Annotated in this window: 24 protein-coding genes and 1 pseudogene; 7 read left to right on the forward strand and 18 right to left on the reverse strand. The window is 68.2% G+C overall.

The window, feature by feature from the left end:
- On the reverse strand, positions 1-288 hold a 288-nt coding region (locus I0Q12_RS32120), incomplete at its 3' end, for an acyl-CoA dehydrogenase family protein (protein ID WP_307846062.1).
- A gap of 44 nt (positions 289-332) precedes the next feature.
- The gene (locus I0Q12_RS06230; protein ID WP_197251108.1) at positions 333-1,472 is read right to left on the reverse strand and encodes an acyl-CoA dehydrogenase family protein; all 1,140 of its coding nucleotides are present in this window, start codon (positions 1,470-1,472) and stop codon (positions 333-335) included.
- A 144-nt stretch (positions 1,473-1,616) separates the two neighbouring features.
- Here I0Q12_RS06230 and I0Q12_RS06235 point away from each other — a divergent pair, with 144 nt between their 5' ends.
- Positions 1,617-2,261: a cyclase family protein gene (locus I0Q12_RS06235; protein ID WP_197251109.1), complete on the forward strand. Its 645-nt coding sequence runs from the start codon at positions 1,617-1,619 to the stop codon at positions 2,259-2,261.
- Positions 2,262-2,310: 49 nt separating this feature from the next.
- Here I0Q12_RS06235 and I0Q12_RS06240 read toward each other — a convergent pair whose 3' ends face one another.
- Positions 2,311-3,051: a M50 family metallopeptidase gene (locus tag I0Q12_RS06240; protein WP_248674788.1), complete on the reverse strand. Its 741-nt coding sequence runs from the start codon at positions 3,049-3,051 to the stop codon at positions 2,311-2,313.
- Positions 3,052-3,209: 158 nt separating this feature from the next.
- On the opposite strand from I0Q12_RS06240, the gene I0Q12_RS06245 reads away from it, so the two are divergent.
- Together I0Q12_RS06245 and I0Q12_RS06250 are read left to right on the forward strand one after the other, a co-directional pair.
- A complete protein-coding gene (locus I0Q12_RS06245; protein ID WP_197251110.1) occupies positions 3,210-3,902 on the forward strand; it encodes an AzlC family ABC transporter permease in 693 nt (230 codons plus the stop codon).
- The gene (locus I0Q12_RS06250) at positions 3,895-4,224 is read left to right on the forward strand and encodes a branched-chain amino acid transporter permease (RefSeq protein WP_197251111.1); all 330 of its coding nucleotides are present in this window, start codon (positions 3,895-3,897) and stop codon (positions 4,222-4,224) included. Before I0Q12_RS06245 ends, I0Q12_RS06250 begins: the two co-directional genes overlap by 8 nt.
- On the opposite strand, the gene I0Q12_RS06255 is transcribed toward I0Q12_RS06250, so the two are convergent.
- The 4 genes from I0Q12_RS06255 to otsB form a co-directional block, all read right to left on the reverse strand.
- Positions 4,194-5,420, reverse strand: coding sequence for a glycosyltransferase family 87 protein (locus I0Q12_RS06255; protein WP_197251112.1), 1,227 nt, complete (start codon positions 5,418-5,420; stop codon positions 4,194-4,196). The two genes, I0Q12_RS06250 and I0Q12_RS06255, sit on opposite strands and share 31 nt — an antisense overlap.
- Positions 5,421-5,546: 126 nt before the next feature.
- Positions 5,547-6,350 (reverse strand): HAD-IA family hydrolase, encoded by an 804-nt coding sequence (locus I0Q12_RS06260; RefSeq protein ID WP_248674787.1) that lies wholly within the window; start codon positions 6,348-6,350, stop codon positions 5,547-5,549.
- The gene (locus tag I0Q12_RS06265; protein ID WP_197251113.1) at positions 6,347-8,797 is read right to left on the reverse strand and encodes a glycoside hydrolase family 65 protein; all 2,451 of its coding nucleotides are present in this window, start codon (positions 8,795-8,797) and stop codon (positions 6,347-6,349) included. Before I0Q12_RS06265 ends, I0Q12_RS06260 begins: the two co-directional genes overlap by 4 nt.
- 38 nt (positions 8,798-8,835) lie before the next feature.
- Positions 8,836-9,645: a trehalose-phosphatase gene (gene otsB / locus I0Q12_RS06270; protein ID WP_197251114.1), complete on the reverse strand. Its 810-nt coding sequence runs from the start codon at positions 9,643-9,645 to the stop codon at positions 8,836-8,838.
- Positions 9,646-9,903: 258 nt separating this feature from the next.
- Between otsB and I0Q12_RS06275 the strand changes: the two genes are divergently transcribed.
- Positions 9,904-11,376 carry a DUF4185 domain-containing protein gene (locus tag I0Q12_RS06275; protein WP_374068594.1) on the forward strand — a complete coding sequence of 491 codons (1,473 nt, stop codon included), beginning with the start codon at positions 9,904-9,906 and terminating at the stop codon, positions 11,374-11,376.
- Here the strand turns inward: I0Q12_RS06275 and aztD are convergent, their stop codons facing one another.
- The 3 genes from aztD to I0Q12_RS06285 form a co-directional block, all read right to left on the reverse strand.
- The gene (gene aztD / locus I0Q12_RS06280; RefSeq protein WP_197251115.1) at positions 11,377-12,606 is read right to left on the reverse strand and encodes a zinc metallochaperone AztD; all 1,230 of its coding nucleotides are present in this window, start codon (positions 12,604-12,606) and stop codon (positions 11,377-11,379) included.
- Positions 12,607-12,669: 63 nt separating this feature from the next.
- Positions 12,670-12,798 (reverse strand): hypothetical protein, encoded by a 129-nt coding sequence (locus I0Q12_RS34610; protein ID WP_269437552.1) that lies wholly within the window; start codon positions 12,796-12,798, stop codon positions 12,670-12,672.
- Positions 12,795-14,033 (reverse strand): sodium:proton antiporter, encoded by a 1,239-nt coding sequence (locus tag I0Q12_RS06285; RefSeq protein ID WP_197251116.1) that lies wholly within the window; start codon positions 14,031-14,033, stop codon positions 12,795-12,797. Before I0Q12_RS06285 ends, I0Q12_RS34610 begins: the two co-directional genes overlap by 4 nt.
- Before the next feature lie 220 nt (positions 14,034-14,253).
- On the opposite strand from I0Q12_RS06285, the gene I0Q12_RS06290 reads away from it, so the two are divergent.
- A complete protein-coding gene (locus tag I0Q12_RS06290) occupies positions 14,254-15,441 on the forward strand; it encodes an AAA family ATPase (RefSeq protein WP_197251117.1) in 1,188 nt (395 codons plus the stop codon).
- Here the strand turns inward: I0Q12_RS06290 and I0Q12_RS06295 are convergent.
- The 8 genes from I0Q12_RS06295 to I0Q12_RS06330 form a co-directional block, all read right to left on the reverse strand.
- Complete coding sequence (locus I0Q12_RS06295; RefSeq protein WP_197251118.1) at positions 15,395-15,979, reverse strand: sigma-70 family RNA polymerase sigma factor; 585 nt, start codon at positions 15,977-15,979, stop codon at positions 15,395-15,397. The two genes, I0Q12_RS06290 and I0Q12_RS06295, sit on opposite strands and share 47 nt — an antisense overlap.
- 80 nt (positions 15,980-16,059) lie before the next feature.
- Positions 16,060-16,740, reverse strand: coding sequence for a nitroreductase (locus I0Q12_RS06300; protein WP_197251119.1), 681 nt, complete (start codon positions 16,738-16,740; stop codon positions 16,060-16,062).
- A gap of 71 nt (positions 16,741-16,811) precedes the next feature.
- On the reverse strand, positions 16,812-17,975 hold the full coding sequence (locus I0Q12_RS06305; protein ID WP_197251120.1) for an alpha/beta fold hydrolase: 1,164 nt from the start codon (positions 17,973-17,975) through the stop codon (positions 16,812-16,814).
- Positions 17,976-18,151: 176 nt separating this feature from the next.
- Positions 18,152-19,378, reverse strand: coding sequence for a serine hydrolase (locus tag I0Q12_RS06310; protein ID WP_197251121.1), 1,227 nt, complete (start codon positions 19,376-19,378; stop codon positions 18,152-18,154).
- 370 nt (positions 19,379-19,748) lie between these two features.
- On the reverse strand, positions 19,749-21,242 hold the full coding sequence (locus I0Q12_RS06315; RefSeq protein ID WP_197251122.1) for a 2Fe-2S iron-sulfur cluster-binding protein: 1,494 nt from the start codon (positions 21,240-21,242) through the stop codon (positions 19,749-19,751).
- Positions 21,239-22,195 carry an FAD:protein FMN transferase gene (locus I0Q12_RS06320; protein ID WP_307846063.1) on the reverse strand — a complete coding sequence of 319 codons (957 nt, stop codon included), beginning with the start codon at positions 22,193-22,195 and terminating at the stop codon, positions 21,239-21,241. Before I0Q12_RS06320 ends, I0Q12_RS06315 begins: the two co-directional genes overlap by 4 nt.
- A 1-nt stretch (position 22,196) precedes the next feature.
- Positions 22,197-22,481: a hypothetical protein gene (locus I0Q12_RS06325; protein WP_197251123.1), complete on the reverse strand. Its 285-nt coding sequence runs from the start codon at positions 22,479-22,481 to the stop codon at positions 22,197-22,199.
- Positions 22,465-22,770 carry a hypothetical protein gene (locus I0Q12_RS06330; protein WP_197251124.1) on the reverse strand — a complete coding sequence of 102 codons (306 nt, stop codon included), beginning with the start codon at positions 22,768-22,770 and terminating at the stop codon, positions 22,465-22,467. The genes I0Q12_RS06325 and I0Q12_RS06330 overlap by 17 nt, the downstream gene beginning before the upstream one ends.
- A 124-nt stretch (positions 22,771-22,894) precedes the next feature.
- On the opposite strand from I0Q12_RS06330, the gene I0Q12_RS06335 reads away from it, so the two are divergent.
- Together I0Q12_RS06335 and I0Q12_RS32125 are read left to right on the forward strand one after the other, a co-directional pair.
- Entirely contained in the window at positions 22,895-23,575 is a 681-nt protein-coding gene (locus I0Q12_RS06335; protein WP_197251125.1) for a response regulator transcription factor, read from the forward strand.
- Positions 23,572-24,099 (forward strand): annotated as a pseudogene (locus I0Q12_RS32125) (two-component sensor histidine kinase); the annotation flags it as partial. The gene I0Q12_RS06335 and the pseudogene I0Q12_RS32125, both read left to right, overlap by 4 nt.

Genomic DNA, 24,099 nt, shown 5'->3' on the forward strand with positions numbered 1-24,099 from the left:
CTCGAATCCGGCCAGTTCCTCGTCGAGCACCCGCTGATGCGCGCGGGTCAGCCCCTGACCGCCGTACTCCCGGGGGAAGCAGATCCCGGCGAGCCCGGCGTCGAAGAGTATGCGCTGCAGCTCGCGTTCGCGGGCGACCGCGGCGAGTTCCTCCTCGTCCGTGCCCTCGGCGCGCAGGACGCCGATGTGGGCTTCGGGATCGGCGGGGCGCAGGTTCGCGCGGATCCAGGTGCGGGCGCGATCGCGGAATTCGTCGAGGGTCTCGGTGTTCTCGGGTGACGGAGTCACTGTGTTGTCGGGTGACGGAGTCACTGTGTTGTCGGGTGACGGAGTCACTGTGCGGCCTCCTGCTGCAGAGCGATGTCGGCGACGAGCTGTCGGTGTTCGGCGGGGCTACCGTGACTCGACCGGTTCGCGGCGGCCCGCCGCATGAACAGGTGCAGATCGTGTTCGTAGGTGACACCGATTCCGCCGTGCAACTGCACGCAGTCCTGGATCATCAGACCACCGTATTCACCGATGTATGCCTTTGCGGCACTGGTCGATTCCGCGGCATCGGGGGCTCCTGCCGCGACCGCGGCGGCGGCGTCGTCGGCCAGGGCGTGGAACGCCTCGAGCCACGTCTTCATGTCCGCGAACCGGTGCTTGAGCGCCTGGTACGAGGCGAGCGACCGGCCGAACGAGTAACGGTCGAAGGCCCATTCGACGGTCAGATCGAACACCGATTGGAGGGCGCCGACCGATTCGGCGCAACCGATCACGATCGCGAGCCGTCGCAGGTGCTCGACGTCGGACGCCGCACCGCCCGCGGACCCGACCAGTGCCGTGACCGGCAGGCGCACCTCGTCGAACTCGACGGCCGCGTAGCGGCGGGTCACGTCGATCGAACGCAGGGGAGTGACCCGGACACCCGGGGTACCGGCCGGGACGAGGACCTGGGACAGTCCGTCGCCGGTGCGGCCGGCTACCAGCAGGAAGTCTGCGGTGGGTGCGGCTTCGACGGGACGTTTCGTGCCGCGCACGACGACCTCGTCGCCCTCGACCCGGATCTCGACCGGAGTCGCGCCGGCACGGCTTCCGGGTCGCGGTTCGTCGACGCACCACGCGGCGGTCGACGTTCCGGCGATCAGCGCGGCGAGCGGTTTGTCGTGCGCGTCCGTGTAGTGGGTGCTCAGCGCCGCGGCCACCAGATTGCTCGGGGTCAGTGGGCCGGGGGCGACCTGCCGGCCGAACTCGTGGGCGACGAAGGTGAGGTCGACCAGGCCCGCGCCGCTGAGCGAGCCGCCGCCGTGTTCCTCGGTGACGAGCAGGCTCGTCCAGCCCAGTTCGGCCCCGCGGCGCCAGTAACCGGAGTCGAAACCGGCCGGGTCGTCACGGAGGCGGCGCAGTTCCGCCGGTGGTGCCTGGTCCCGAAGGAACCGGGCGGTGGTGTCTCGAAAGAACTCCTGGTCGGGAGTCGGTTCCCACAACATGTGTCTTCGTCCCCTGCTGTCGCGTGCCGGTACGAACATCGTGCTCTCGCAGTAGAGAACAATACTTGCAAGTATTGAAAATGACACTCTTGATGCGGTGGTCGCGAGCTGATAGGGCGCCGCCGGCAGGGATACGATCGCCGGGTGCGCGTACGCCGGATCGTCGACCTGAGCCGCCTGATCTCCGCGGACACCCAGGTCTATCCGGGCGATCCCGCGCCGACCCTCACCCCGCACGCCACCCTCGGCGAGGACGGCTACAACCTGCTGCGCATCGACATGGGGTCACAGACCGGCACCCACGTCGACGCCCCGCGGCACATGCGCGCGGCCGGGGAACCCGTCGACCGTCTGGCCCCGGAACTGTTCGTCGGGCGCGGTGTCGTCGTCGACGTGCGCGGCCTGGCCGCGGGAGCTCCCATCACCGCGGACCTGCTCGACGGCGCAACGTGCGGACCCGGCGACATCGTGCTCCTGCACACCGGTTGGGACGCGCACTACGGCACCGACGAGTACTTCGCCCACCCCTACCTGGCGGCCGATGCGTGCCGCGAACTCCTCGGCCGGGGCGTGCGCACGATCGGCATCGACGCACCGAGCCTCGATGCCACCGGCGCGAGCGAGTTCCCCGCGCACTGGCTTATCGCCGATGCCGGCGGCGTCATCTGCGAGAACCTCTGCGGACTCGAACGCATCGACTTCCCGGACCCGCTGGTCAGCATCCTGCCGATCCGCTTGCGTGACGGCGACGGTGCCCCGGTCCGGGCGGTCGCAATGGAGGTGGCCTAGCGCCCGGTGTGTCCTATTGGCGGCCCTGACCGCCACAAAGGCACACGGCTCACAGCAGTTGCGTGAGCACGATCCGCGCGGCCCCGTACGCCGCGGTTCCGGCTGTGACCAGCCCGAACACCAGAATCCACACGGCAGCCGGGATGTGCGTGAGCCACCGCAGTTGATCGGCGTCCGAACCCCCGCCGCCCCCGCGCCGATGGGTGCGGGCCAACTCGACGACCGGGCGGGTCGCGCCGAACAGCAACACCCACGTCAGCAGATAGGCCGCCGTGTAGCGGATGACCGGATCCCCGTAGTAGGCCGCCGCCCCGATGGCTGCGCCCACGGCGAGAACCGACAGGAAGCCGAACAGATTGCGGATCAGCAGGATCAGCAACGCCAGCGCGGCCAGCACCGACCACAGCACGGCGGCCGGACGATCGAGCGTCAGCAGCGTCGCCGCGAGGAAGCCGAGCGCGGCCGGGCCGACGTAGCCCGCGAACGCGGTCGCGATCATGCCCGGACCCCGTGGATTGCCCGACGAGACGGTCACCCCGGAGGTGTCGCTGTGCAGCCGGATCCCGGACAGCCGTCTCCCGACCAGGCGGGCCACGAGCGCGTGTGACCCTTCGTGGGCCTGGGTGATCAGGTGCCGCGTCGCGAGCCACAACGGCCGCACGGTGACCAGCACGAGTGCGATCACGGCGGTCGTGACGATCAGGGCGGGCGGGGCCGGCTCGCTGACCGCGGACACCGCGTCCCACGCGGATCCCAGTGCGTCCGGGATCGAGGCGAGGGTCGAGGACACGGGGCACCTTCCATCGGAGAACTGAACGAGTCATCGTACGGCGGGCCCTGCCACGCGACCGCCGCCGGGGACCGGCAAATCGACCGCCGCCGGGGACCGGCAAATCGACCGCCGCCGGGGACGCGTGGCGAATCGGCGACACCGATAGATTGAATCGCGTGTCCGACCGTCGCTCCGCCCAGATCCGCGCCGGTATCGCCGACTCCTGGGCCGTCGGTCTCGGGCTGATCCCGCTGGGTCTGGCGTTCGGGGTCGTGCTGACCCAGGGTGGGTTCGACTGGTGGTGGGCGCCGATCTTCTCCACCGTCATCTACGCCGGGTCGATGGAGTTCCTCGCGGTCGGGCTGATCGGCGCGGTCACCCCGTTCGCGTCGCTCGCAGTGGCGACGCTGCTGATCAACTTCCGGCACGTGTTCTACGGCCTGAGCTTCCCGCTGCGGGTGATACGCAGCCGCGCCGGGCGGATCTACAGCGTGTACGCCCTCACCGACGAGTCGTACGCGATCGTCGCCCCGAAACCCCGCGACGAGCTGACCGGTACCCGGGTCCTCAGCGTGCAGGTGCTCTGTCAGGTGGTGTGGGTGGCCTCGGGCACGGTCGGCGCGCTGATCGGAGCGGCCCTTCCTGCGGGCCTGTCGGGACTGGAGTTCGCGCTCACCGCGCTGTGCGCGGTGCTCGCGATCGACGCCTTCCGCATCAATCGCGACCTGCCCGCGCCCGCGATCGCGCTGGTCTGCGGTCTGGTGGCGTTGGTGCTCGCCAAGGACGTCATGCTTCCCGTCGCGCTCGGGTTGTTCGTGCTGGCGCTGCTCGTCCGATTCGTCTACCGCAATCGGGTGTCCCATGCCTGACTCGGTGCCCGGCGCCGGCTACGTGCTGGCGTCGCTGTTCGTGATGTTCATGGTCACCGTCGGCCTACGCGCGGCGCCGTTCGCGGCGCTCGCGTTCCTGCGTGATTCGGCGGTGGTCAAGTTCCTCGGCGCGACGATGCCGGCCGGAGTGATGTTGATCCTGGTGATGTACACGCTGCGTGACACCGGTGCGACGACGTGGCTGCCCGCGGTGATCGGGCTCGGCGTGACCGTCGCGGTCCATCTGTGGCGTCACAGTCCGGCGCTGAGCACCGTTGCCGGCACCGTCGCCTATGTGGCGGCGGGCGCGCTCTGGAGCTGAGCGGTCTCCTGGGCGGGCGTGGCGGAGGTGTCGGCTCCGCGGCGCGACCGGGCGGCGATCACGGCGGCGACCAGCAGCGCGATCCCGGTCAGGCACTGGGCGTTGCCCAGCAACTCGAGGACGGCCTGCTCGACCCAGCCGTGCGACGACGCGTCGATGAGCAGGTAGTTCGGTCCGACGAGGAACACGAGCGCGGCGGGCAGCAGGACCGGCCACCAGCGGCGGTACTGCGGCGCGATCGGGATCGCGACGAGCAGGACGCTGTACGCCCAGTGGTGGGTGACGGCGATGGGGGCGGCGAGCAGCGTCGCGAGCGCGATCACCCCGAGCGCGATCACCGGTTCGTCCGACCGCAGGAAACGATTGGCAGCCCACGCGGCCGCGGCGACGATGACGAGGGCTCCGGCCAGCCACAGGCCCTTGGTGACCGTCTCGGAGAAGTCGAACCGGGCGATCAGGCCCGTCAGCGCCTGATTCCGGAAGAATTCCTGGTCGCCGGCACGATCGGTCGCCCACGCCTCGTGGGTCCAGAAATAGACCGACGAGTCGGGCCGCAGCCAGTAGCCGAACGCGGCGAGCGCGATGAACCCACCGGCCGCGCGGGCCACCGACGGGAGGTCCCGGCGCAGCAACAGCAGCAGGCCGAACGCCGCAGGCGTGATCTTGATGGCCGCGGCGAGCGCGATACCGACCCCGCGGAACCGGCGGGGGATGACGCCGAGGCAGTCGGCGACGACCAGCGCCATGAGCACGATGTTGATCTGGCCGAATGCGAAGTTCGACCGGATCGGCTCGAGGCACAGTGTCAGTCCGAGCGCGGCGGTGGCGAGCAGGGGCGCGCGGTCGACGTTCATGCGTTCGAACGCGACCTTCAGCACCCACCAGACCAGCGCGATCAGGCCGAGCGTCCACAGGAACTGCATGGTGGTGCTGCCCACGAGCGGCAACACCGCGAACAGGGCTGCCGCGAACGGCGGATAGATGAACCGGAAACCCGAGCTGGTGTGGAAGCCCTCCGTGTAGAGCGGAGTGTGGTGCAGGAACGCTTCACCGGCATCGCGGAACACGTCCAGGTCCATCAGGTATTCGGTGAGCGAATCTTGCAGGTACCTCGTCACGACGATCGCCGAGAGGATCAGGCCCAGCGCGACGAGTGCCGACTGCACGGGCCGGATTCGGATTTCGGACGACAGCACGAGCGTGCACCCCCTGGGTTCGAGACGGCATGAGACCGGTACGGCATGAACTCGAGCCACGTTACACAATCGTTGTCATTGCGACGTGGCAGCAAGATTACCGTCGACTGCTCCGTTGCGTTGCCGTCATCGACTGCGGGTGGCGAGTTCCCCGTGCAGCAACCGGGTTCGATCGACGTCGTCCAGCGAGGTCACCACCAGGTCGGCGTGTGCCGCCACCAGGGCGTCTGCGTCGCCGGACCGGGCGACGCCGAGCGCCGCCATGTCGCCGGCTTTCGCGGCCAGAATTCCGCTGACCGCGTCCTCGACGACGAAGCACGATTCGGGCAAAACACCCAATTCACCTGCGGCGGTGAGGAATATCTCCGGATCCGGCTTGCCGCGGGCGAAGTCCCGTCCGGACAGATTCGCGTCGAAGACATCGAGAAGGGTGAAGCCGGACGCCGCGTCCGGGACACCCTCGAACTCGGCGAGCGAGATGCCGCGCAGGAACCGGTCGGCGTTCTTCGACGACGACGCCGCGGCGACGGGGATACCCGCGGCGCGCACGGCCAGGACGAACCGCACCGCGTCCGGATACGCCTCGAACGCGCGCTCGTCGATCAGGCGCACCAGCAGTTGCTGTTTGCGTTCCGCGTAGGTCGCGGTTCGTTCGGCGGCGTCCGGGACGTGGAAGTACTCGAGCGCGGCGCGCGCGCCGCTCAGGCGCGGCTTCCCCGACAACACCCGCTGATAGACCTGCGGGGTGAAGGCCTCCGGCGACCACGTGGTCGCGTCCCGGATGCCGGACCATTCACCGACCATCAGTTCGTGCAGGGCTCGTCGCCACGCCGCCTCGTGGGGGGAGTCGACGAGGACTCCGTCGACGTCGAATATCGCGCCGGCGAAACCGGTGCTTCCTGACGGCGGAGGCGTCGCCGCCGGGGTCACGATCGCACCCCGCGCGGTTGCCGGTTACTCGACGACCGCTGCGCGGGGAGGGTGAACACACAGCTGTCGCCCGGACCGAGTTCGTGTTCCTGTCCGTCGAGGGCCACCCGGATCGGGACGTGGAAGCCCACGGCCTGCGCGAGCACGGTCAGTTCTCCTCCGGAGATGCGCACCCGCAACGGTGTGCCGCGGAACCGGATCGAGAAGGACACGCCGTCGAGCCGGTCGACGAGCCGCGGCCGGAACACGAGGACACCGTTCTCGACGCGGGTTCCCACATAGGTGCGTTGCAGTACGTCGAGCGTCCCGGACATCACCCCCATGTGGATGCCTTCCTTGGTGGTGCCGCCCTGGAGGTCGCTGACGTCGCTCTCGAGCGCCAGCATGAAACGATTCCAGGAGCCGGGCGGGTCGAGGTCGGCGAGCACGGACGCGAACGTCACGTGGCTGAGTGTCGAACCGTGCGAGGTTCTTTCGTCGTAGTACTCGATGGTGCGTTCGACGAGATCCCGGTCGAACGGGTAACCGAGCCGCTCGAAGACCGGTTCGAGTTCCTCGTAGTCGAAGAGGTAGAACAGCATGACGGTGTCCGCCTGCTTCGCCATCTTGAACCGATTGGGATCTTCGCCCTCGGCGCGCAGGATCCGATCGAGGCGTCCGATGTCGGGGTAGGTGGCGCGGTACTGCTCCCAGTCGAGTTCCTCCAGTTCGTCGTATCCCTCGAACTGGCTGATCACTCCCATGTGAAACGGCACGAACATCTTTCGGCTCATGTCGTCCCACAGGCCCAGTTCCTCGTCGGTCACGGCGAGCCGGGCCAGCAGCGCGTGCCGCCGGATCGTGGACAGCGACTCGAGGATGGACGGGATCGTCGCCATCACCCACGCCACCATGACGTTCGTGTACGCGTTGTTGCGGAGTCCCGGTTCCGACAAGCCGGGGTAGTGTTCGTGGAACTCGTCCGGCCCCATCACACCGTGGATCTCGTACCGTTCCCGTTCGGGGTTCCAGTGCGCGATCGACGCCCAGAAGCGAGCGATCTCGAGCATGAGTTCGGCGCCGTAGTCGGCGAGGAACTCGGCGTCGTCGGTGACCTGATGGAAGCGCCACACGTTGTAGAAGATCGCCGCGTTGATGTGCCGCTGGTTGCGACTGTGATCCGGATCCCACTGTCCCGACAGGGGGTTGAGATGCACTTCCTGGGTTTCCTCGGTGCCGTCGCTGCCGCTCTGCCACGGGAACATCGCACCCCGGAATCCGGCATCCTGTGCAGCCCAACGTGCTTCGGTGAGACGGCGATACCGGTACAGGATCAGGCTTCGCGTCACCTCCGGCATCCGGAGATTGAGGAACGGGTAGACGTACATCTCGTCCCAGAAGACGTGGCCCCGGTACGCTTCACCGTTCAATCCGCGGGCCGGGACCCCGGCGTCGTGCCGTGCGGTGTGCCGCGAGCAGACCTGCAGCAGGTGCGCGACGTGCAGGCCCAGCAGGAGATGCGCGCGGGGTTCGCTGGGCAGCTGGACATCGCAGATGTCCCACAGTTCGTCCCATGCCGCCCAGTGCTCGGCGTACGCGGTGGCGAAATCCGGATACCGCAGCACGTGCCGGCCGGCCGCGGCCAGAGGTTCGGTGATGGCGTTGTCCCGAGAGGTGAACAGCGACACCATCTTCTCCACCCGCACCGGCTTCCGGCGTTCGACGTCGAAACAGAGCACCTGCTGGATGTAGTCCTCCATCTGGTAGAGGTCGCGTTCGACTTCGCACGGTTCCGCGCTGTCTCCCCGGAAGACCCGGGTGCGCGCAGCCTCGGCCACGTAGATGTCGGACTGACGCGTCTGCACCCGCAGAGCGATGGTCTCGTCGCTGAACGTGCGTGGCGAGACGGGATCCAGGTGCCGGCCCTCGAGTTGCCGGTAGCGGGCGACGACGCGGTTGGTGACGCGACCGTCGAGGGCCGAGACCACTTCCACTCGCCCCGACCAGTTCTCGGGTGTGATGGTCCATTCGATCGCGGCCTGGTGGCTGTCGGCCATGCTGACGAACCGGCGGCTCCGCAGCGTCGTCTCCCGCCCGCAGTGGTCCCGGAAGGTCATCTCCCGCATCACGGTTGCCGAGCGGATGTCGTAGGTGTGGCGGTATCCGAGCAGGTCGATGTTGTCGAGCCGGATCGCGTCCTCGCCTTCGATGCGAAGTTTGAGAATCAGCCAGTTCGACACGTTGACGAGATCCTCGTTGAGGACCGGTCGCCCTCCCATGATCGTGGTCTCGCGGTTGTAGATGCCGTGAACGTATGTTCCGGGATAGTGGACGGGACTCATGTCCTCCCACTCGGCGGTGCCGCGCGTGCAGAAGAAGCCGTTGCCCGTGGAGGTCAGAGCCTCACGCAAACCCTCTGCGGCGCTGTCGAAACGATCGTAGTCCAGTCCGAAATCCGGAGATTGCACGGTGTTTCACCTCCCGAGTCACGCGACCTACCGGTGTGTCAGGTCAGGGTCGCCAGGAAACGTTCCACGTCGTCGACGGAGGCCAGTGCGTAGCGGGCCGCCGTGGTTCGATTCGCCACTTCCGGGTCGTCGGGGTCGCCGACGAGAATGCCGATCCCGCGGTCGCGCAACGCCTGGAATGCGTACTCGTCCGTGATGTCGTCGCCGAGGTAGAGCGGCACGATGTCGTCGCTGTCGAGACCGAGCACGTCGATGAGGTAGAGCACTGCCTTGCCCTTGTTCCAGTCGACGTTGGGGCCGAGTTCGTACACCATCTTCCCGGGCGTGAGCTTCAATTTGCCGGAGTAGGCATCCATCACGGTCTGCACCGTTGCCGAGATGCGGTCTCGGTCGGCGGGGTCGACCTGGCGATAGTGCACGGCAACCGAAGCGCGTTTGGGTTCGACGTGGGCACCGGGGACGTCGCGCGTGTCGTCGCGGAGTCGCGCGGTCACCTCCGAGACGAGGTCGGTGTACTGCTCGACGTACGTGTCGGAGAGCGCGCCCTGTGTCGGTGTCCAGATGTCGAAACCGTGACTGCCTGCGATCGTGAGGTCGTCGATGCCCATCAACTGCTGGGCGACGGTGCGGTCGCGGCCGGTGACGACGCACACCGGGACGCGGGTGGCGAGGTCGCGGACGACGGTGCGCATGTGCTCCGACATCACCGCGTCCTCGGGTCGCTCCACGATCGGGCTGAGAACGCCGTCGTAGTCGAGGAACACTGCCGGGCGGCGTCCGGCCAGTCGACCGGCGAGCTCGGGATTCCCGAGCGCCGGGGGGACGTCGCGCACGGTCGCGTCCTGCATTTCTGAGCACCTCCACGGGTCCTGTCGCGGTGACCCGGCCTTCATCGTCGCACGGATCCGCGGGGCAGCGTCGTGACTCCCGGCAGGGAGGATCGCCGAAACACCGCAGTATTCGGATATCTACCGTAGTGCCTAGAAACCGGTAGATATCCGAATGCGCGAGCGTGCCGCCGAGGCGTGCGCTGTCCTTCCCACGACACGCGTGTCGGCCGGACCTCTGCGCTGCACCGGCCCGGTGTCTGTGTCACGATCTCGTCCGTGAAGCGGGCGGTGGACAGGTGGTCGGGACGGAATCGGCGCGGGCTGCCGCTGGCGGCGGTGCTGGCGGCCGTCGTCGTCGCGACCGGGCAATCTGTCACCGCCTCGGCGGACGAACCGGACGGGCTACCGGGGACCGGGCCGTGCGCGACCGACACCTGGAAGCACGAGTCGCTGGTGCCGTCCGATCTGGACATCCCCGTGCCGTACCCGGTGATCACGACCGTGCCCTATCCGGCGCCGGAACCGGAGCCGGTACGCATCCAACCGGACTCCCTCCCGGCGGACCCGTGCACCGACCCGTGCCCGGACCTGACCGACGAGCCCGAGCGGACCCCGCCGTTGCTGCCCCGCATCGGACTGAAACCGACACCGTTCTACTTCGGCCTGCCCGTGCCCGGACCCGAGCCGGAGCCCCCCGCGCCCGAACCCGGAGGTGAGATCGCGCCGATCGAACCCGCCCCGCAGGTTCCGGCACCTCCGGTGCCGAACGTCGTGGACGTCACCACCGTTGCCAAGGAAACCGGTGCCGGCTCGATCAACCGGACCGACAAGCGCTGGCAGGTGCACGGCACCGATCTCGGCATCATGTGGGAGTCGGAGCCGGGAAGGATCGCCGTCGCATTCGGCGACACGGTCGGCAAGGGTTTCCACCCGCCGGGCGGACAGGGCGAGGACTGGCGCAGCAACGTCCTCGCGTTCAGTACCGACCGCGACCTCGCCGACGGCATGACGTTCGATTCGATGGTGCAGGACTCGCGCTGTCACGCGGCCGAGATTCTGAGCAGCCGCAAGCTCGACAACGTCGAGATCACCGTGATTCCCACCTCGGGGTTCGCGGTCGGATCGCGCCAGTACCTGACCTACATGTCGATCCGCACCTGGAACAGCATCCCCGCCACGTGGTGGACCAACCACGGCGGCATCGCCTACTCCGACGACGGCGGTTCGACCTGGACGAAGGACCCACATGCCCAGTGGGACAACATCTTCGGGGTGACGAACTTCCAGGTGGCGGCGGCGGTGCCCGCCGAAGGCTACGTGTATCTCTTCGGAACCCCGAACACACGCCTCGGATCGGTGGCGCTGGCCCGGGTACCCGAGGACCGGGTGCTCGAGCCCGACGCCTACCAGTACTGGAACAACGGAAACTGGACGCACGTGGGCGGTTACACCGCGGCCACACCGATCGTGCACGGCCCGGCCGCGGAATTGTCCGTGCGATACGACGCGGCCGCGGGCCGATGGCAGATGGCGTATCTGGACACGGCGAAGGCCGCGATCGTGCTGCGCGAGTCGGACACCCCGCAGGGGGCGTGGTCGGAGAGCGCCCGCCTAGTCGGGGTGGAGGAACACGTCGAACTGTACGGCGGGTTCCTCCACCCGTGGTCGACCGACGAAGACGTGTACTTCATGCTCTCGACCTGGTCCGACTACAACACCTTCCTGCTGCGCACCCGCATCGAGCGGTGATCAGGTTCCGCTGATCTCGTTGGGGGTTCGCGGCAGGGTGCCGGTGGTGATCGCGCCCGTGGTGAGATCGACGGCGTGCAGTTCGTCGTCGGCGGGGTCGGTGACGTATGCGGTGCCGCCCAGCACCTTCAGTGCGGGCCGCGGCTGCTGCCACTCGTCCGGTTCGGTCCACGGATCGACGACGGCGATCTTCCGGATCAGTTCTCCGGTGTGTTCGTCGACGACGTGCAGATTGCCGTCCGTGCCGAGCACCAGCGCCTCCCCGTCCGGTCCGCGACCGAGCGACCGGAAGGTGTAACTGGTACCGAGATCGACCAGCCGCAGGTCCGAGGTGACTGTGTCGACCAGCGCAATGCGTTCGGGCCGTTCGAGTTCGGCGTCCGGGTCGGTCTTGTAGTCGCCGAGCACGACATCGGAGTTCGCCGACCCGGCCTGGTTGCCGAGACGTGCATACGGATCGGGAGCGGTGACCTTGGTGATGGTTCCGCCCCGATAGACGAGCATCCCGTCCTCGCACCCGACGACGACCGCGTCGCGGGCGGTTGCTTCACCGTGAACACCCGGGCACTGTTCGTTGGCGGTGACCTCTGTGCCGGCGGCGTCGCGGACGGCGATTCCGTTTCGGGAGCCGCTGTTTCCGAGCGTGACGAGGAGACCGCCGTCGGCCAGCGGTACCGCGACACCGTGATGCGCCTCGGGCAGCGCGACCGTTTCGACGTCGGGGGTACCGTCGGCGAGTTCGGCCGGGTCGAACAGGTCGATGCGGCCGGTGCCGTCGTCGAACAGCGCGGTGCGGCCGGCGTGGGTGACGACATGTCCAGGTTTGTCGGCCGCGAATTCCGCTGTGGCCCAAGCGGGATCGCCGACGTAGTGATGTGCGTGGTCGCCGTGTGCCTCGGACCAACTGCCGGTGTCCAGTGCCCGGAAGCCACCGGACGTCGTGACGAGCACGTGGCGCCCGTCGCCCGCGGCGTTGAGACGATTGAAGCCGTCGACCGGAAGATCTGCGACGACGTCGAGGTTGGTGGCGTCGACGACGAGGATGCCGCCGTCGTAGGTGAGGGCCAATCGCGGCTGCGCCGAGGCGGTCTCGGCGGGGCCGTCCCATGCGGTGGTCTCGGAGGGTTGGTTCGACGAGCTGCCTGTGTCGGTCGACGAGCATCCCGCGAGCAGGGCGAGGGCGAGACCCACGGACAACGTGGCGACGACGGATCGGGGGAGTGGTTCCATGAGCACAGATCTACGCGTTAATGGAAACGAATGTCAAAGTCGAGTATGCGTATGTGTGCATTGTCAGTCGGGTTCTCCGGCGTCGGTCGGGGTCAGGCCGGGGACGCCGGGCAGGACGGGATAGGCGACCGGGCTCCGGGGTGTGGAGGCGAAGCTGCTGCGCACCCGAATCGAGCGGTGATCGGGCTTCACCGCGAAACCCGATTCTCCGGGCGTGGGTGGTCCTGGAACCACGTGGCGTAGCGGACGGCGAGCGGAGCGGCGGTGAGCCCGTGCGCCAGGACCGAGAGCGCGATCGTGATCACCGCGGTGGTCAGAAGTAGTTCCTCGTGGGGCAACTCACCCGGTTCCTCGACGATGAGGATGACGAAGACGATGGTGGCCAGGCCGCGAGGCCCGAACCAGCCGAGGAACGCAACGGTCGGCGCCCGCGGGTGCGTGCCGATCAGGGACAGTGCGACGGGGATCATCCGCACCACCGTCAGGCTCGCGACCGCGTATCCGAGCACTGCCCACGAGAGATGACCGAGGGCCGGGCCCAGCAGCACGGCGCCGAAGACGATGAAGGTGACCGCGCTGAACAGGTCACCGGCCTCGTCGATCATGCGCCCGGCGTTGCCGTCGTCGACGTCGGAGCGGCGCCGGAGTGCACCGAAGGTCAGTCCGCCGACGAACGCGGCGATGAACCCGGACCCGCCCAGCGGCACGGCGGCGGTGTAGGCGAGCAGGGCCGCGGTCACCGGCACGGTGTGTGCCCACAGCGGATCGAGGGTGTGTCGTCGGCCGGCGGTCACCAGGATCGCGGCGGCGAGTGCACCCGCTGCGGCCCCGGCGACGATCCCGTACCCGATCTGTTCGGCAACCAGACGGGCGGCCGCACCACCGCCGATCGTGCCTGCTTCGGCCTGCGCGATCGCGAGCACGACCAGGAACAACGGCACGCAGATACCGTCGTTGAGCCCGCTCTCCACGTTCAATCCCTGCCGTATCCGTGTCGGCAGCACGGGCAGGGTGACCACGGCCTGGCCGAGCGCGGCGTCGGTGGGGGCGAGGATCACCGCGAGGAGCATCGCCTCGGGCCACGAGAGGCCGGGGAGCACGATCGCGGCGGCACCGAATCCCGCGGCGATGGTCAGCGGCAGTCCGATCCCGAGAAGTCGTGCGGGCAAGGAGATCTCGGTGCGGAGTTCGGGGAGGTCGACGCGTGCGGCGTCGGAGAACAGCACCAGCGCCAAGGTCACCTCGGCCAGTAATTTGACGATCTCGGCGGTGACGTGCACGTCGACCGCACCGGCCGCCTCGACGCCGAGCAGGAGTCCGCTGACGGTGAAGACGATCGGAGCGGTGATCGGCGTGCCCTCCACTCGCCGGGAGATCGCCGCGAAACCGAGCAGGACTACGGCGATCGCGGGCAATGCCCAGGTCATCGCGGCTACCCCCTTACACCCTGTCACCGGCGCGCCGACCGGAGTGCCGGTCCGGTGTGTTTCGGAGGACCCTATTGTTCCCCGGCCGGGCCGGAGACGACGGCACTTCGTGGCTTCCCGCGGACCCGGCCGACGCGCGGCCGACGTCCGATCCGGAACCGCCGCGAATCACCGTTCGGATGAACGCGGAATCGCGCAGGCCTGTCGTTACCATCGACCGATGGACCCGGTCCGCAACCCGTATGCCCCGGGCGCGGGACAGCGCCCGCCCGAACTCGCCGGCCGCGACAGGCAGCTCTCGGCGTTCGAAGTGGTGCTCGAACGCATCGCGCGGGGCCGTCCGGAACGGAGCGTCGTGCTCACCGGGCTGCGCGGCGTCGGTAAGACCGTGCTGCTCAACCAGCTGCGCTCGGCCGCGATCGCCCGCAGCTGGGGAACCGGCAAGATCGAAGCGCGCCCCGACCAGGACCTGCGGCGACCGCTGTCGTCGGCGCTGCACATGGCGGTGCGGGAGATCGCGGCGGCCCATCCGGACCGCGAGTCGGTCGACTACTTCCTCGGCGTCCTCAAATCGTTCGCGCTGCGCGCCACCGCGGACAAGGGCATGCGGGAACGCTGGCAGCCGGGGATCGACGCGCCCGCCGTCAAGGGTCGCGCGGATTCCGGGGACATCGAGATCGACCTGGTGGAACTGCTCGTCGACGCGTCCGGATTGGCCCGCGACGTCGGCGTGGGCATCGCGCTGTTCATCGACGAGATGCAGGACCTCGGCGCGGCCGACGTGTCGGCGATCTGCGGGGCCTGCCACGAACTGAGCCAGGATGCGGCACCGCTCATCGTCGTCGGCGCGGGCCTGCCGCACCTACCGGCAGTGCTGTCCGCGTCGAAGAGCTACTCGGAGCGGCTGTTCACCTATCACCGCATCGACCGCTTGGACCGTTCCGCCGCCGACCTCGCGCTCATCGCCCCCGCCGCGCGCGAGGACGTGGAATTCACGCAGGACGCGCTCGATGCCCTCTACGAAACAGCCGACGGATACCCGTACTTCGTGCAGGCCTACGGCAAGGCGACGTGGGACGTGGCAGCGGCGAGTCCGATCACCGCGGACGACGTGCGGGTCGCCGCGCCGGCGGCCGAGGAGGAACTCGCCGTCGGGTTCTTCGGATCCCGGTACGAACGCGCGACGCCCGCCGAACGGGAATACATGCGTGCGATGGCCGACCTGTCCGGCGACGACGGGCCCGTCGCCACGTCGAAGATCGCAGCGGAGCTCGGGCGGAAACCGGCGTCGCTGTCCCCGGCGAGGGACGGGCTCATCAAAAAGGGGCTGATCTACTCCGCCGAGCGGGGCTTCATCGGGTTCACCGTCCCGCACTTCGGACGGTATCTGCGCGCTCAATCCGATTGAGCTGCGCCCGAATACGATTCAGCGCCCGGTGCTGGGCGATGCGGACCGCGCCCGGTGTGGTGCCGAGCATCGCAGCGGTGCGTTCGGTGCTGTAGCCCTGCATGACCCGCAATTTCAGCACGAGCAGCTGCTGTTCGGGGAGCGTCGTCATGAGCTGCTGCGCGGCGGTGATCAACTCCTCGTCGAGTACGGCTTCCTCGGGGCCGGGGACCGTCACCTCGTGCACGTGTGGCACGGAACGGGCCGCCCCGCGGCGGGCGTCGGCGATCTTCCGGGTGGCGATACCGAAAGCGAAGCGCAGCACCGAGGTTCCCTGGTCGCGGTAACGGGGGAGCGCGCGGGTCAGCGCGAGGCACACCTCCTGGACGAGATCCTCGACCGGGGTGTGGGCGCGGGTGTGCGCGTCCATCCGTGCGTCGCAGAACCGCATCACGTGGGGATGGACCGAGCGCACCACCACACCCACGGCGTGCGGTTCACCCGCGACGGCCCGCGGAACCCAATTGCGGAGCAGGGCTTCGGTTTCGGTATCGGTCACGGTGGTTCCTCTCGGTGCGGGAATTCGACACCTCGAGCGTGCGCCTCCGTGGCCTCACGAAACAGCACCCCTGGGGGTGGTCAGTCCTCCACCCACCGCACGACGTCGTCGAGTTCGGCGCGGTCGGTCCGGCACGTGTTCGCCGGATGCGACTCGTCGGCGTAGCCGAACGAGACCGCGCACACGATGTCGCGCTCGTCGGAGATGTTCAGCTCCTTCCGGAGGGCTGTTGCCGTCATCGCGACCGCCGCCTGAGGTACGGCGGCGATCCCGAGGGACTGCGCGGCGAGCAGCAGAGTGGCGACGTAGCCGCCGCAGTCGACGGCGCCGTACGTTCCGAGCTGCTTGTCGCTGGTGATGATCGCGACGTGCGGGGCGCCGAAGAACCGGTAGTTCTCGAGCATCTGCCGGGTACGCTCGGGGTAGTCGTCGCGGGCGATGCCGAGTGCGTTGTACAGGGCGTACCCCGCGTTGCGCCGGCGCTCGGCATACTCGCCGCGGTATTCGGCGGGGCCCGCGATGTCCGGGTCGAGAACCCCGGAGACGGCCTGCTCGTACGTCGCGGCGCGGAGCCGGTCGGTGGCATCACCGCTGGTCACGTGAACCTGCCACGGCTGCGAGTTGCACCACGACGGGGTGCGCTGCGCCATCCGCAGCATGCGTTCGATGTCCTCGCGTGGCACCTGCTTGGACAGGAACGCGCGGCAGCTGTACCGGGTGTCGAGCAGCGTCGACAGGATCGTCGCATCGTTGGCAGTCATAGGCCCCACGATCGCACACGGCTGGAGCTAGCGCTCGTTCAGGTCCTGGGTCCGGTATTGCGAAGAGAGCGTTACCGCCCACCTGCGACCATCGGGCGCTCGGCCTCTCGGGCGAGGCGCTCGAGGAACGGGACGACCCTCGACTCGAGCGCTGAGTTGTAGGCCTGCGGCCGCTGGATCGGATCGGCGTGCCCGGTGCCCGCGAGTCGCACCACCCGCAAGAAGCCCTGGGGTCCGCCGATGCGGTCGAACAGAACCTTCTGGGTGTAGTCCACATCGACGACCTCGTCATCGGTCCCGTGCCGGGGTCGAAGGAACACCACCGCCGGAGGTCGCCGGTTCCTCCGATGGGACGCAAGCATCCCGAGGTTGTCGAGCGCACCGGAAGCCACGATCGCCTCGAATTGCGCCTCGATCAACCCGTTGCTGGCGGCATCGGTGGAGAAGATCTTGTCCTGGAGCACTTCGGTGACCGCTTCGACCAGCGCGCCGGGATCAACGGTGGGCAAGCGGTTCGGGCGCGTGACGAGATAGTGGTCTTTGCGGGCCGCGGTTTCGACCGCCAGGCGCAACGTGCGGCTTTCCCGTGCTCCGGGCAGCCAGCCCATCCAGCGCAGCAGATCTTCCCCGGTGTCTCGTGCATCGGCCCGCACCGCGTGCAGATCGATCGGCGTGCAGTCCAAGATCACGGCCAGCAGGTTCACCTCCGGATCGGTGACGACATGCTCGGCCACCTCGAGAGCGATGATGCCGCCCATGCTGTGTCCGACCAGCACGATCCGCTCCACCTCGGTGTGTTCGGCACGATCGAGGATCATCCGGGCGATCACGGCGGTGTCGAGGCCTGCGTTGTCGTACTGCACCCCCCACACCTGACCCAGCTCGGCCAATGCCGGAAGCGCGCGGGCGGTGTCGGTGGCGTCGAGATTGCCCAACCCGACCAGATCCACGACTGCGGTGGTCCGGTCGGCGGGCTCCGCAGCATCGAAGATCGGATGCAGGTACGGCTGGGTGTGGGCCAAACGGGCCCGTTCCGGTGCAACGTCATGGATCCAGTACTGCCCGTACAGCGTCAACAGCGCCACGAGAACGAGGGTCAGCCACATCAAAGCTCGGCGCACACGCGCGAACCGCCTCCAACGGTGACCCAACCGAGTGCTGCGCAAAGCAGCTCGGCGACGCTCATCGCTCCAGTCTGTTACCGGACACGGTGCCAGAGGCAGATGATCGGTCATGCACTCCCCAGTGTGGTGATCTCAACTGGGGTGTCGCCCGAGTCTGCGACCGGCGAGCTGCGTCATCCACTCGACGACAGGGCGCTGCTGGGTGTGCGGGTGGTCAGGCACCGGACGCGATGTGCCGCAGCGCTGTTCGCCCCAGTACCGAAGAGCTGCCTGCGACCGAGATCCGATCAGTAGAGCTCGTCGATCACCGCCTGCGAGAGGACGGCCGCGGTCGGCTGTCCGTCGGGTCCGGTCATCATGTTTGCCCAGGCGATCACGGTGAGGTCGCGTTCCGGATCGTGTCCCATGAACGAGTTGTAGCCGGGAAGCTCCCCGCTGTGTCCGTACAGGCTGCCGTACTTCGCGATCCCCAGGCCGTAGGCGGCGCTGTCGGGGTTGGCCGGGTCGATCGAGATGACGCTGGCGAGACGCTCCTCCTGCATCCGGTCGTCCAGCAGATCACCGTCGACGAGCGCCTTTACAAAGCGGGCGAGGTCGTTGCTCGTGGAGATCCCCGCGCCGGCGACCCATCCCCAGGAGGGATTGATGTCGGTCACGTCCTCGGGCTGCAACGTTCCCGCGGCCGCCTCGGCAGCCTGCTCCGCCGGCAACACCCCGCCGGTGGCGACGAAGTCGGTGACCGTGCCGAAAAGGTAGCCCCGCGCGTGTTGCTCGGGGATCACGTTGGATGTCCGGGCGGGCATCAGCGTGCGTTCCAAGCCGAGCGGCTCGAAGATCCGCTCGTCGATTGCCTGCTCGACCGGTTCGCCGGTGAGCTGCTCGATGATCAGCCCGAGCAGGACTGTGTTGGCGTTCGAGTAGAGGTACCCCTCGCCGGGTGCGAAGGCGACCGGCTGAGCGAAAGAGAGTGCGAGGAGCTCATCCGGCGTCCAGACGCGGTCGGGCGTTTCGTCCATCGACCGGGCGATCTCGGGCAGGCCGCTGTAATCCGCCAGGCCGCTGCGCATGTTCAGCAGCATCTCGATGGTGATGTCGTCGCCGTTGGGCACGTCGTCGCGATACTTCGAGACCGGGTCGTCGAGACTGAGCTTGCCCTCCTGGACGAGTTGCAGGACGATCGTGCCGGTCATGGGCTTGGTGTTGCTGCCGATGCGGAACTGGTCGTCGAAGCCGATCGGCTCCTGCTCCGCGACCGTGCGCGAACCGAACGTGAGCAGGCAGTCGCCCAGCTCCGACGAGAGCACCATGACGGCCGCACCCGGTACGTTCATGCTGTCGGCCAGGCCGGCCAGGTCGGGTTCCATCTGCTGGCAGTAGGCCGGGACGGCCGATTCCGGGGCCGCGGCGTCGGTCGGATCCGCGGCGTCGGTGGACGTGCAGCCGGCCAGGAACACGCCGGGAAGCACGACGATCAACCCCACCGTCGCGGTGCGCAGCGAACCGAGCATGCCCATGTCGCCTCCGGTTGGGCCGACCCTACGCTTGGGCAAACCCTACCGCGTTGCCGACGCCGGCATACCCGTATTGCGTGTAGTGAGAGGGCGGGCGTGCGACGCGGACCGCGCGCTGGGCGACCTGCCGCAGCAGGGGATTCAGGTGCTGCGGTGCAGCCAGGCGCAGCATCCGTGTATGCGACGCTGTAGACTTGACCGAAATCCGATACGCCGACGAAACACGCTCTGGCCAAGTGGATTTCGGCCGCTGCCGCTTGAAGAGTGGACCGCGCCTGGGACTGCTGGCCGGTCGATGCATCGGATGCAATGCGCAGCGGCTGATTGCGCCGCTGGTGTGGGTGCCCGGACCTGGCTGCCGCGCCGCACCACGTTACAGGTCCAGGGTCAGCAGGGGGCTGCGGGAGCGGGATACGCAGGGATACATGATGTTCTGCGCGTTTCGTTCGGGAGTGAGCGGGAGCGCATCGAGGTGTTCGACGTGTCCGTTGATGATGTGTACGGCACATGCACCGCACACGCCCTCGCGGCAAGACGCGACGACCGGGATTTGAGCGTCTTCGAGGGCGTCGAGAAGTGTCTGGTGTTCCGTCACCTGAACGTGACGGCCACTGCGGGCGCACACGACTTCGAAGGGGCGACGTGAAGCGGTCGGCGTAGTCGATGCAGCGGTGAAGCGTTCGACGTGTAGGCGCGTGGCGGGGACGAGGGTCGTCACCTCGTTGGTCATCGATGCGGGGCCGCAGCAGTACACCGTGGCCGTGGTTCCGGCGAGAATGCGGGTCAGATCCGGACGCGTGCCGGTTTCGTTGCGGGCGAGGATGCTGACCTGTTCGGGCCATCGTCGCTCGAGTTCGTCGCAGAAGGCCATGGTCGTGCGGCTGCGTCCGACGTAGATCAGCCGCCACGACCGGTGTGCCGGTAGGGATTCGATCATCGTCTTGATCGGGGTGATGCCGATTCCTCCAGCGAGAAAGAGGTAGTCGCCCGCTGGTTCGAGACCGAAGTGGTTGTCCGGGCCGGACACGCCCACGACGGTGCCGGGAACGGCGTGATCGTGCACCCAGGCGCTGCCGCCACGTGAGTGCGGCATCCGGCGCACCGCGATGCGATAGCAGTTGCGCTCGGCCGGGTCACCGCACAACGAGTATCGGCGTTGCAGTCCGTTCGGCAGATGCACCGTCAGGTGGGCACCGGGTTGCCACACCGGCAGTATGGTTCCGTCCGCCGGTGCCAGATCGAGCCCGACGATGTCGGCGGCCAGGGGGCGTACCGCGGTGATGGTCATCGGCCGGGGCATCGCCCGTGGTTGCGGCGTCGACGCGTCGGTGACTGGCCGCCCGGGGCCGGACAGGGTGCGCACCAACGCCGCCACCGTCGCCGAAACCAGCAGGATGAAGGCGACGAGCCGATATCCCCAGGTGCCGACGTCGGTGCCGGACCATCCGGCGTGGAAGGACACGAGCACCACGGCCCCGTAGCTGCCGTAGTGCAGCGCTTTCCACCATCGTCGAGGCAGTCGGGTGTGCAGCAGCGAGGATCCGTAGACGGCCAGCAGCAGGTAGAACGCCACGATGCCCAGAGCAACGGGCCCGGGCCGGTAGTCGGCGGCCAGCGGGACGAGTAGGTCGGTGACCGAGAACCGGGTCCAGGTGTCGAGCATGAGCGAGAGCAGGTGCAGTGCCGTCATGGTCAGGGCTGTGCCGCCGAGCCAGCGGTGCATCTCGTGCAGCCACACCGGATTGTCGACTGCCCGCAGGATGCGTGTCGACAGCAACACACCCCACAACGCCGAGATGGTCATCGTCACCCACGCCACCAGGGCGCTGGCACGGGTGACATACCACCACAGAGACGGGTCGTTCATTCGAACTCATTCCAGTTGACGGATCGGTGCTGCTGTCGGTCGGCGGTGAGCACCAGGGCTGCGGCGCTGAGGTGCGGGGCTCGGCGAACCAATCGGTCGGGTTCCCCAGTGAAGGCGAGCTTGGTCAGGGCTTCGGCCCGGGCTCCGTTTCCGGCCACGACCGTGGCTGTCACGGTCGAGGTGCGGGCGCTGATGCCGGTGGCCGGATCGATCAGGTGGTGGGCGCGACCCTTGCTGCCGGTCCATACGCGCACCAGGCGGCTCGAGGTGGCCACGGCTCCGGCGGTCAACCGCACCACGGTCACCAACGTGCCTGGAGTGAAGGGATCGTCGATGCCGACGGTCCAGGCATCCCCGTCGGGCGGCGTGCCGGCGACGACGAGATCTCCCCCTATTTCGGCGAGTACCCCCTCGGCGCCGTGGTCGAGGGCGAACTCGGTGAGCATGTCGGCGGCCAGTCCTTTGCCGAGTCCTCCTGGATCGAGGGTGGTGCCCCGGGGAAGCCGGACCTCGAGGCCGGCGATGTCGATCTCGGAGACCGCGCCCGGCCAGGTGGCGGTGTCGGGCAGGGTGGTGCGTCGGGTCGGATCGGTGCAGCTGGCGGCGTAACCGGCAGCAATCAGCTGAGGCAGGGTGGTGGGGTCGAAGGCACCGCCGGTCACCGCCCACGCCCGGATCAATTCGGTCACCAGACGCACGGTGTCGGGCCGCACCCGTACCGGGCGTCCTTGTGCCCAGTTCAGCCGCCAGACATCGCTGGTGTCGAGGAAACGGCTCCACGCCTGTTCGATTTCCGCAAATCGCGCAAAACACAGGTCGGCCAGGTCGGATGGGCCGCCGACGACGGTGATCGCTGCGGTACCACCCATAGCGGGGCGGCGGTCGTGCCGCACGATCCCCGCCGTGGACGAGCCGCGGTCGCGGTGTTCGAAGGTGTTGGAATCGGGGGGCACTTCAACCTCCGGATCCGCGGGAGGTCGCATGCGGGACAGTGACTGTGCCTCGGGGTGCGCTCGGTGCGGGTACCGCCGCCGGGGCCCAGCGATCGGCGGAGGTACCGGGTGCAGCGGAGTCGGGGTCGGCCGGGGTGGCCGTTCGCGCCGATGAGTTGTCGGTGGCGTGGGTGGCCATGCCGGCGACGAGGGCGAGTACAGCGCCGCCGGACAGGATGGCGGTGGTGATCTTCGAGCGCAGTGCCCGTGACCGTCGCAGTGTGTGCCGGTCAGTCGTCGGGCTCATGTTTGCTCCTGTGCGGGAAGGGGTGTTCCCGATCCGGTTCCTCGTATGGTTCCTCGTCGTCGTACGGTTCCTCGTTGTCCTCGTCCGGCGCGGTGGCAGGGGGCGTTGATGTGTGCTGCGTCGATGTTCCGTTGCCCGCGGGCGCAGTGCCGGGGACCAGGACTTGGTCGGCGCGGCCGATGTCGCTGGTGGACGAGGCGTTGAGGATCCTGGTGTTCACGGCCAGAGCGGCCGCTCCGATCACCAGGATGGTCACCGCGGCCACGATCACCGCCGTTTTCGATCTCATGGGTCCCCACGGTAGGGGGGCTCCGGTTAAGGAGGGCCCCGGGAAGATACAAGATTCGTCCAAGATCGATCCAGGGGCCGCTGCCCGGTGACGGTCACGTGGGTGACGAGCCGATAATGCGCATGTGCTGGTTCTTGTGGTCGAAGACGACGACTCCGTTGCCGACGGGGTGTGCGACGGATTGATCCGTGCCGGATTCGAGGCCGTGCGAGTGGCCACCGGCGCGGCCGCCGTGGCTGCGGTATCCGAGACCGGCCCGGATTTCGTGTTGCTGGATCTGGGGCTACCGGACATGGACGGCACCGATGTGTGCCGCACCATTCGTGCCGGATCGAAGATCCCGATCATCGTGCTCAGTGCTCGCGCTGACGAGATCGACCGGGTCCTGGCCCTGGAGATGGGAGCCGACGACTATGTGGTCAAACCGTTCGGCATGCGTGAGCTCGTCGCCCGTATCCGCGCCGTCGGCCGACGTGTGGCCGACTCGAGGGACACTCCGCATGCACGGGCCGGGATCCAGGTGGTCGGGACGCTGACCATCGATCGGCGGACCCAGCGGGTGCACCTCGGAGAGCGGGAGATACAGCTGACCGCGAAGGAGTTCGATGTACTCTGCCACCTCACCGAAGATCCTGGGGCGGTGTACCGGCGCTCGGAGATCCTGCATCAGGTGTGGGGCGCCAACTGGTACGGCACCGGCAAGACCCTCGACGCCCATGTGGCCGCCATCCGGAAGAAGCTCGGTGATCCCGGCTGGATCGAGGCCGTACGCGGGGTCGGCTTCCGGATCGCGGTGCCCGCGTGAGATGGCAACTGATGGCCGCGTTCATGGCGATCACCCTGGCCGTGGTGATCGTGCAGGACCTTCCCCTCGGGAGTTATCTGATGCGGACCGAACGCGAACGCATCACCACCGCCCTCGAACGGGATGCGTTCGTACTCGCCGGCCGCAGCGAAGAGGTGCTCGAGGCCGGCGTCCCCGATCCGGCCCTGGTCACCGACGCACAGCGCTACCACCGCAGCAGCGGCGCCCGAGTGGTGATCGTCGACACCTCCGGCACCGCCGTGGCCACCTCCGACGACGACCAGGCCACCGCCGGTTCCTCCTACCGCTCTCGTCCGGAGATCGGTACGGCCCTGTCGGGACAGATCACCACCGGCCAACGCAGTTCGGACAGTCTCGGCACCGATCTGCTCTACGTGACCGTGCCCGTGCTCAGCGGCGAACAGGTCGTCGGTGCCGTACGGCTGACGTATCCGGCCCACGTGGTAACCGACCAGGTTCGCGGCCAACTACGCGCGCTCTGGCTCGTCGCCGCGGTCACCGTG

Origin of the sequence: Rhodococcus sp. CX (assembly GCF_015865005.1) — a bacterium.
Taxonomy (GTDB): domain Bacteria; phylum Actinomycetota; class Actinomycetes; order Mycobacteriales; family Mycobacteriaceae; genus Rhodococcus.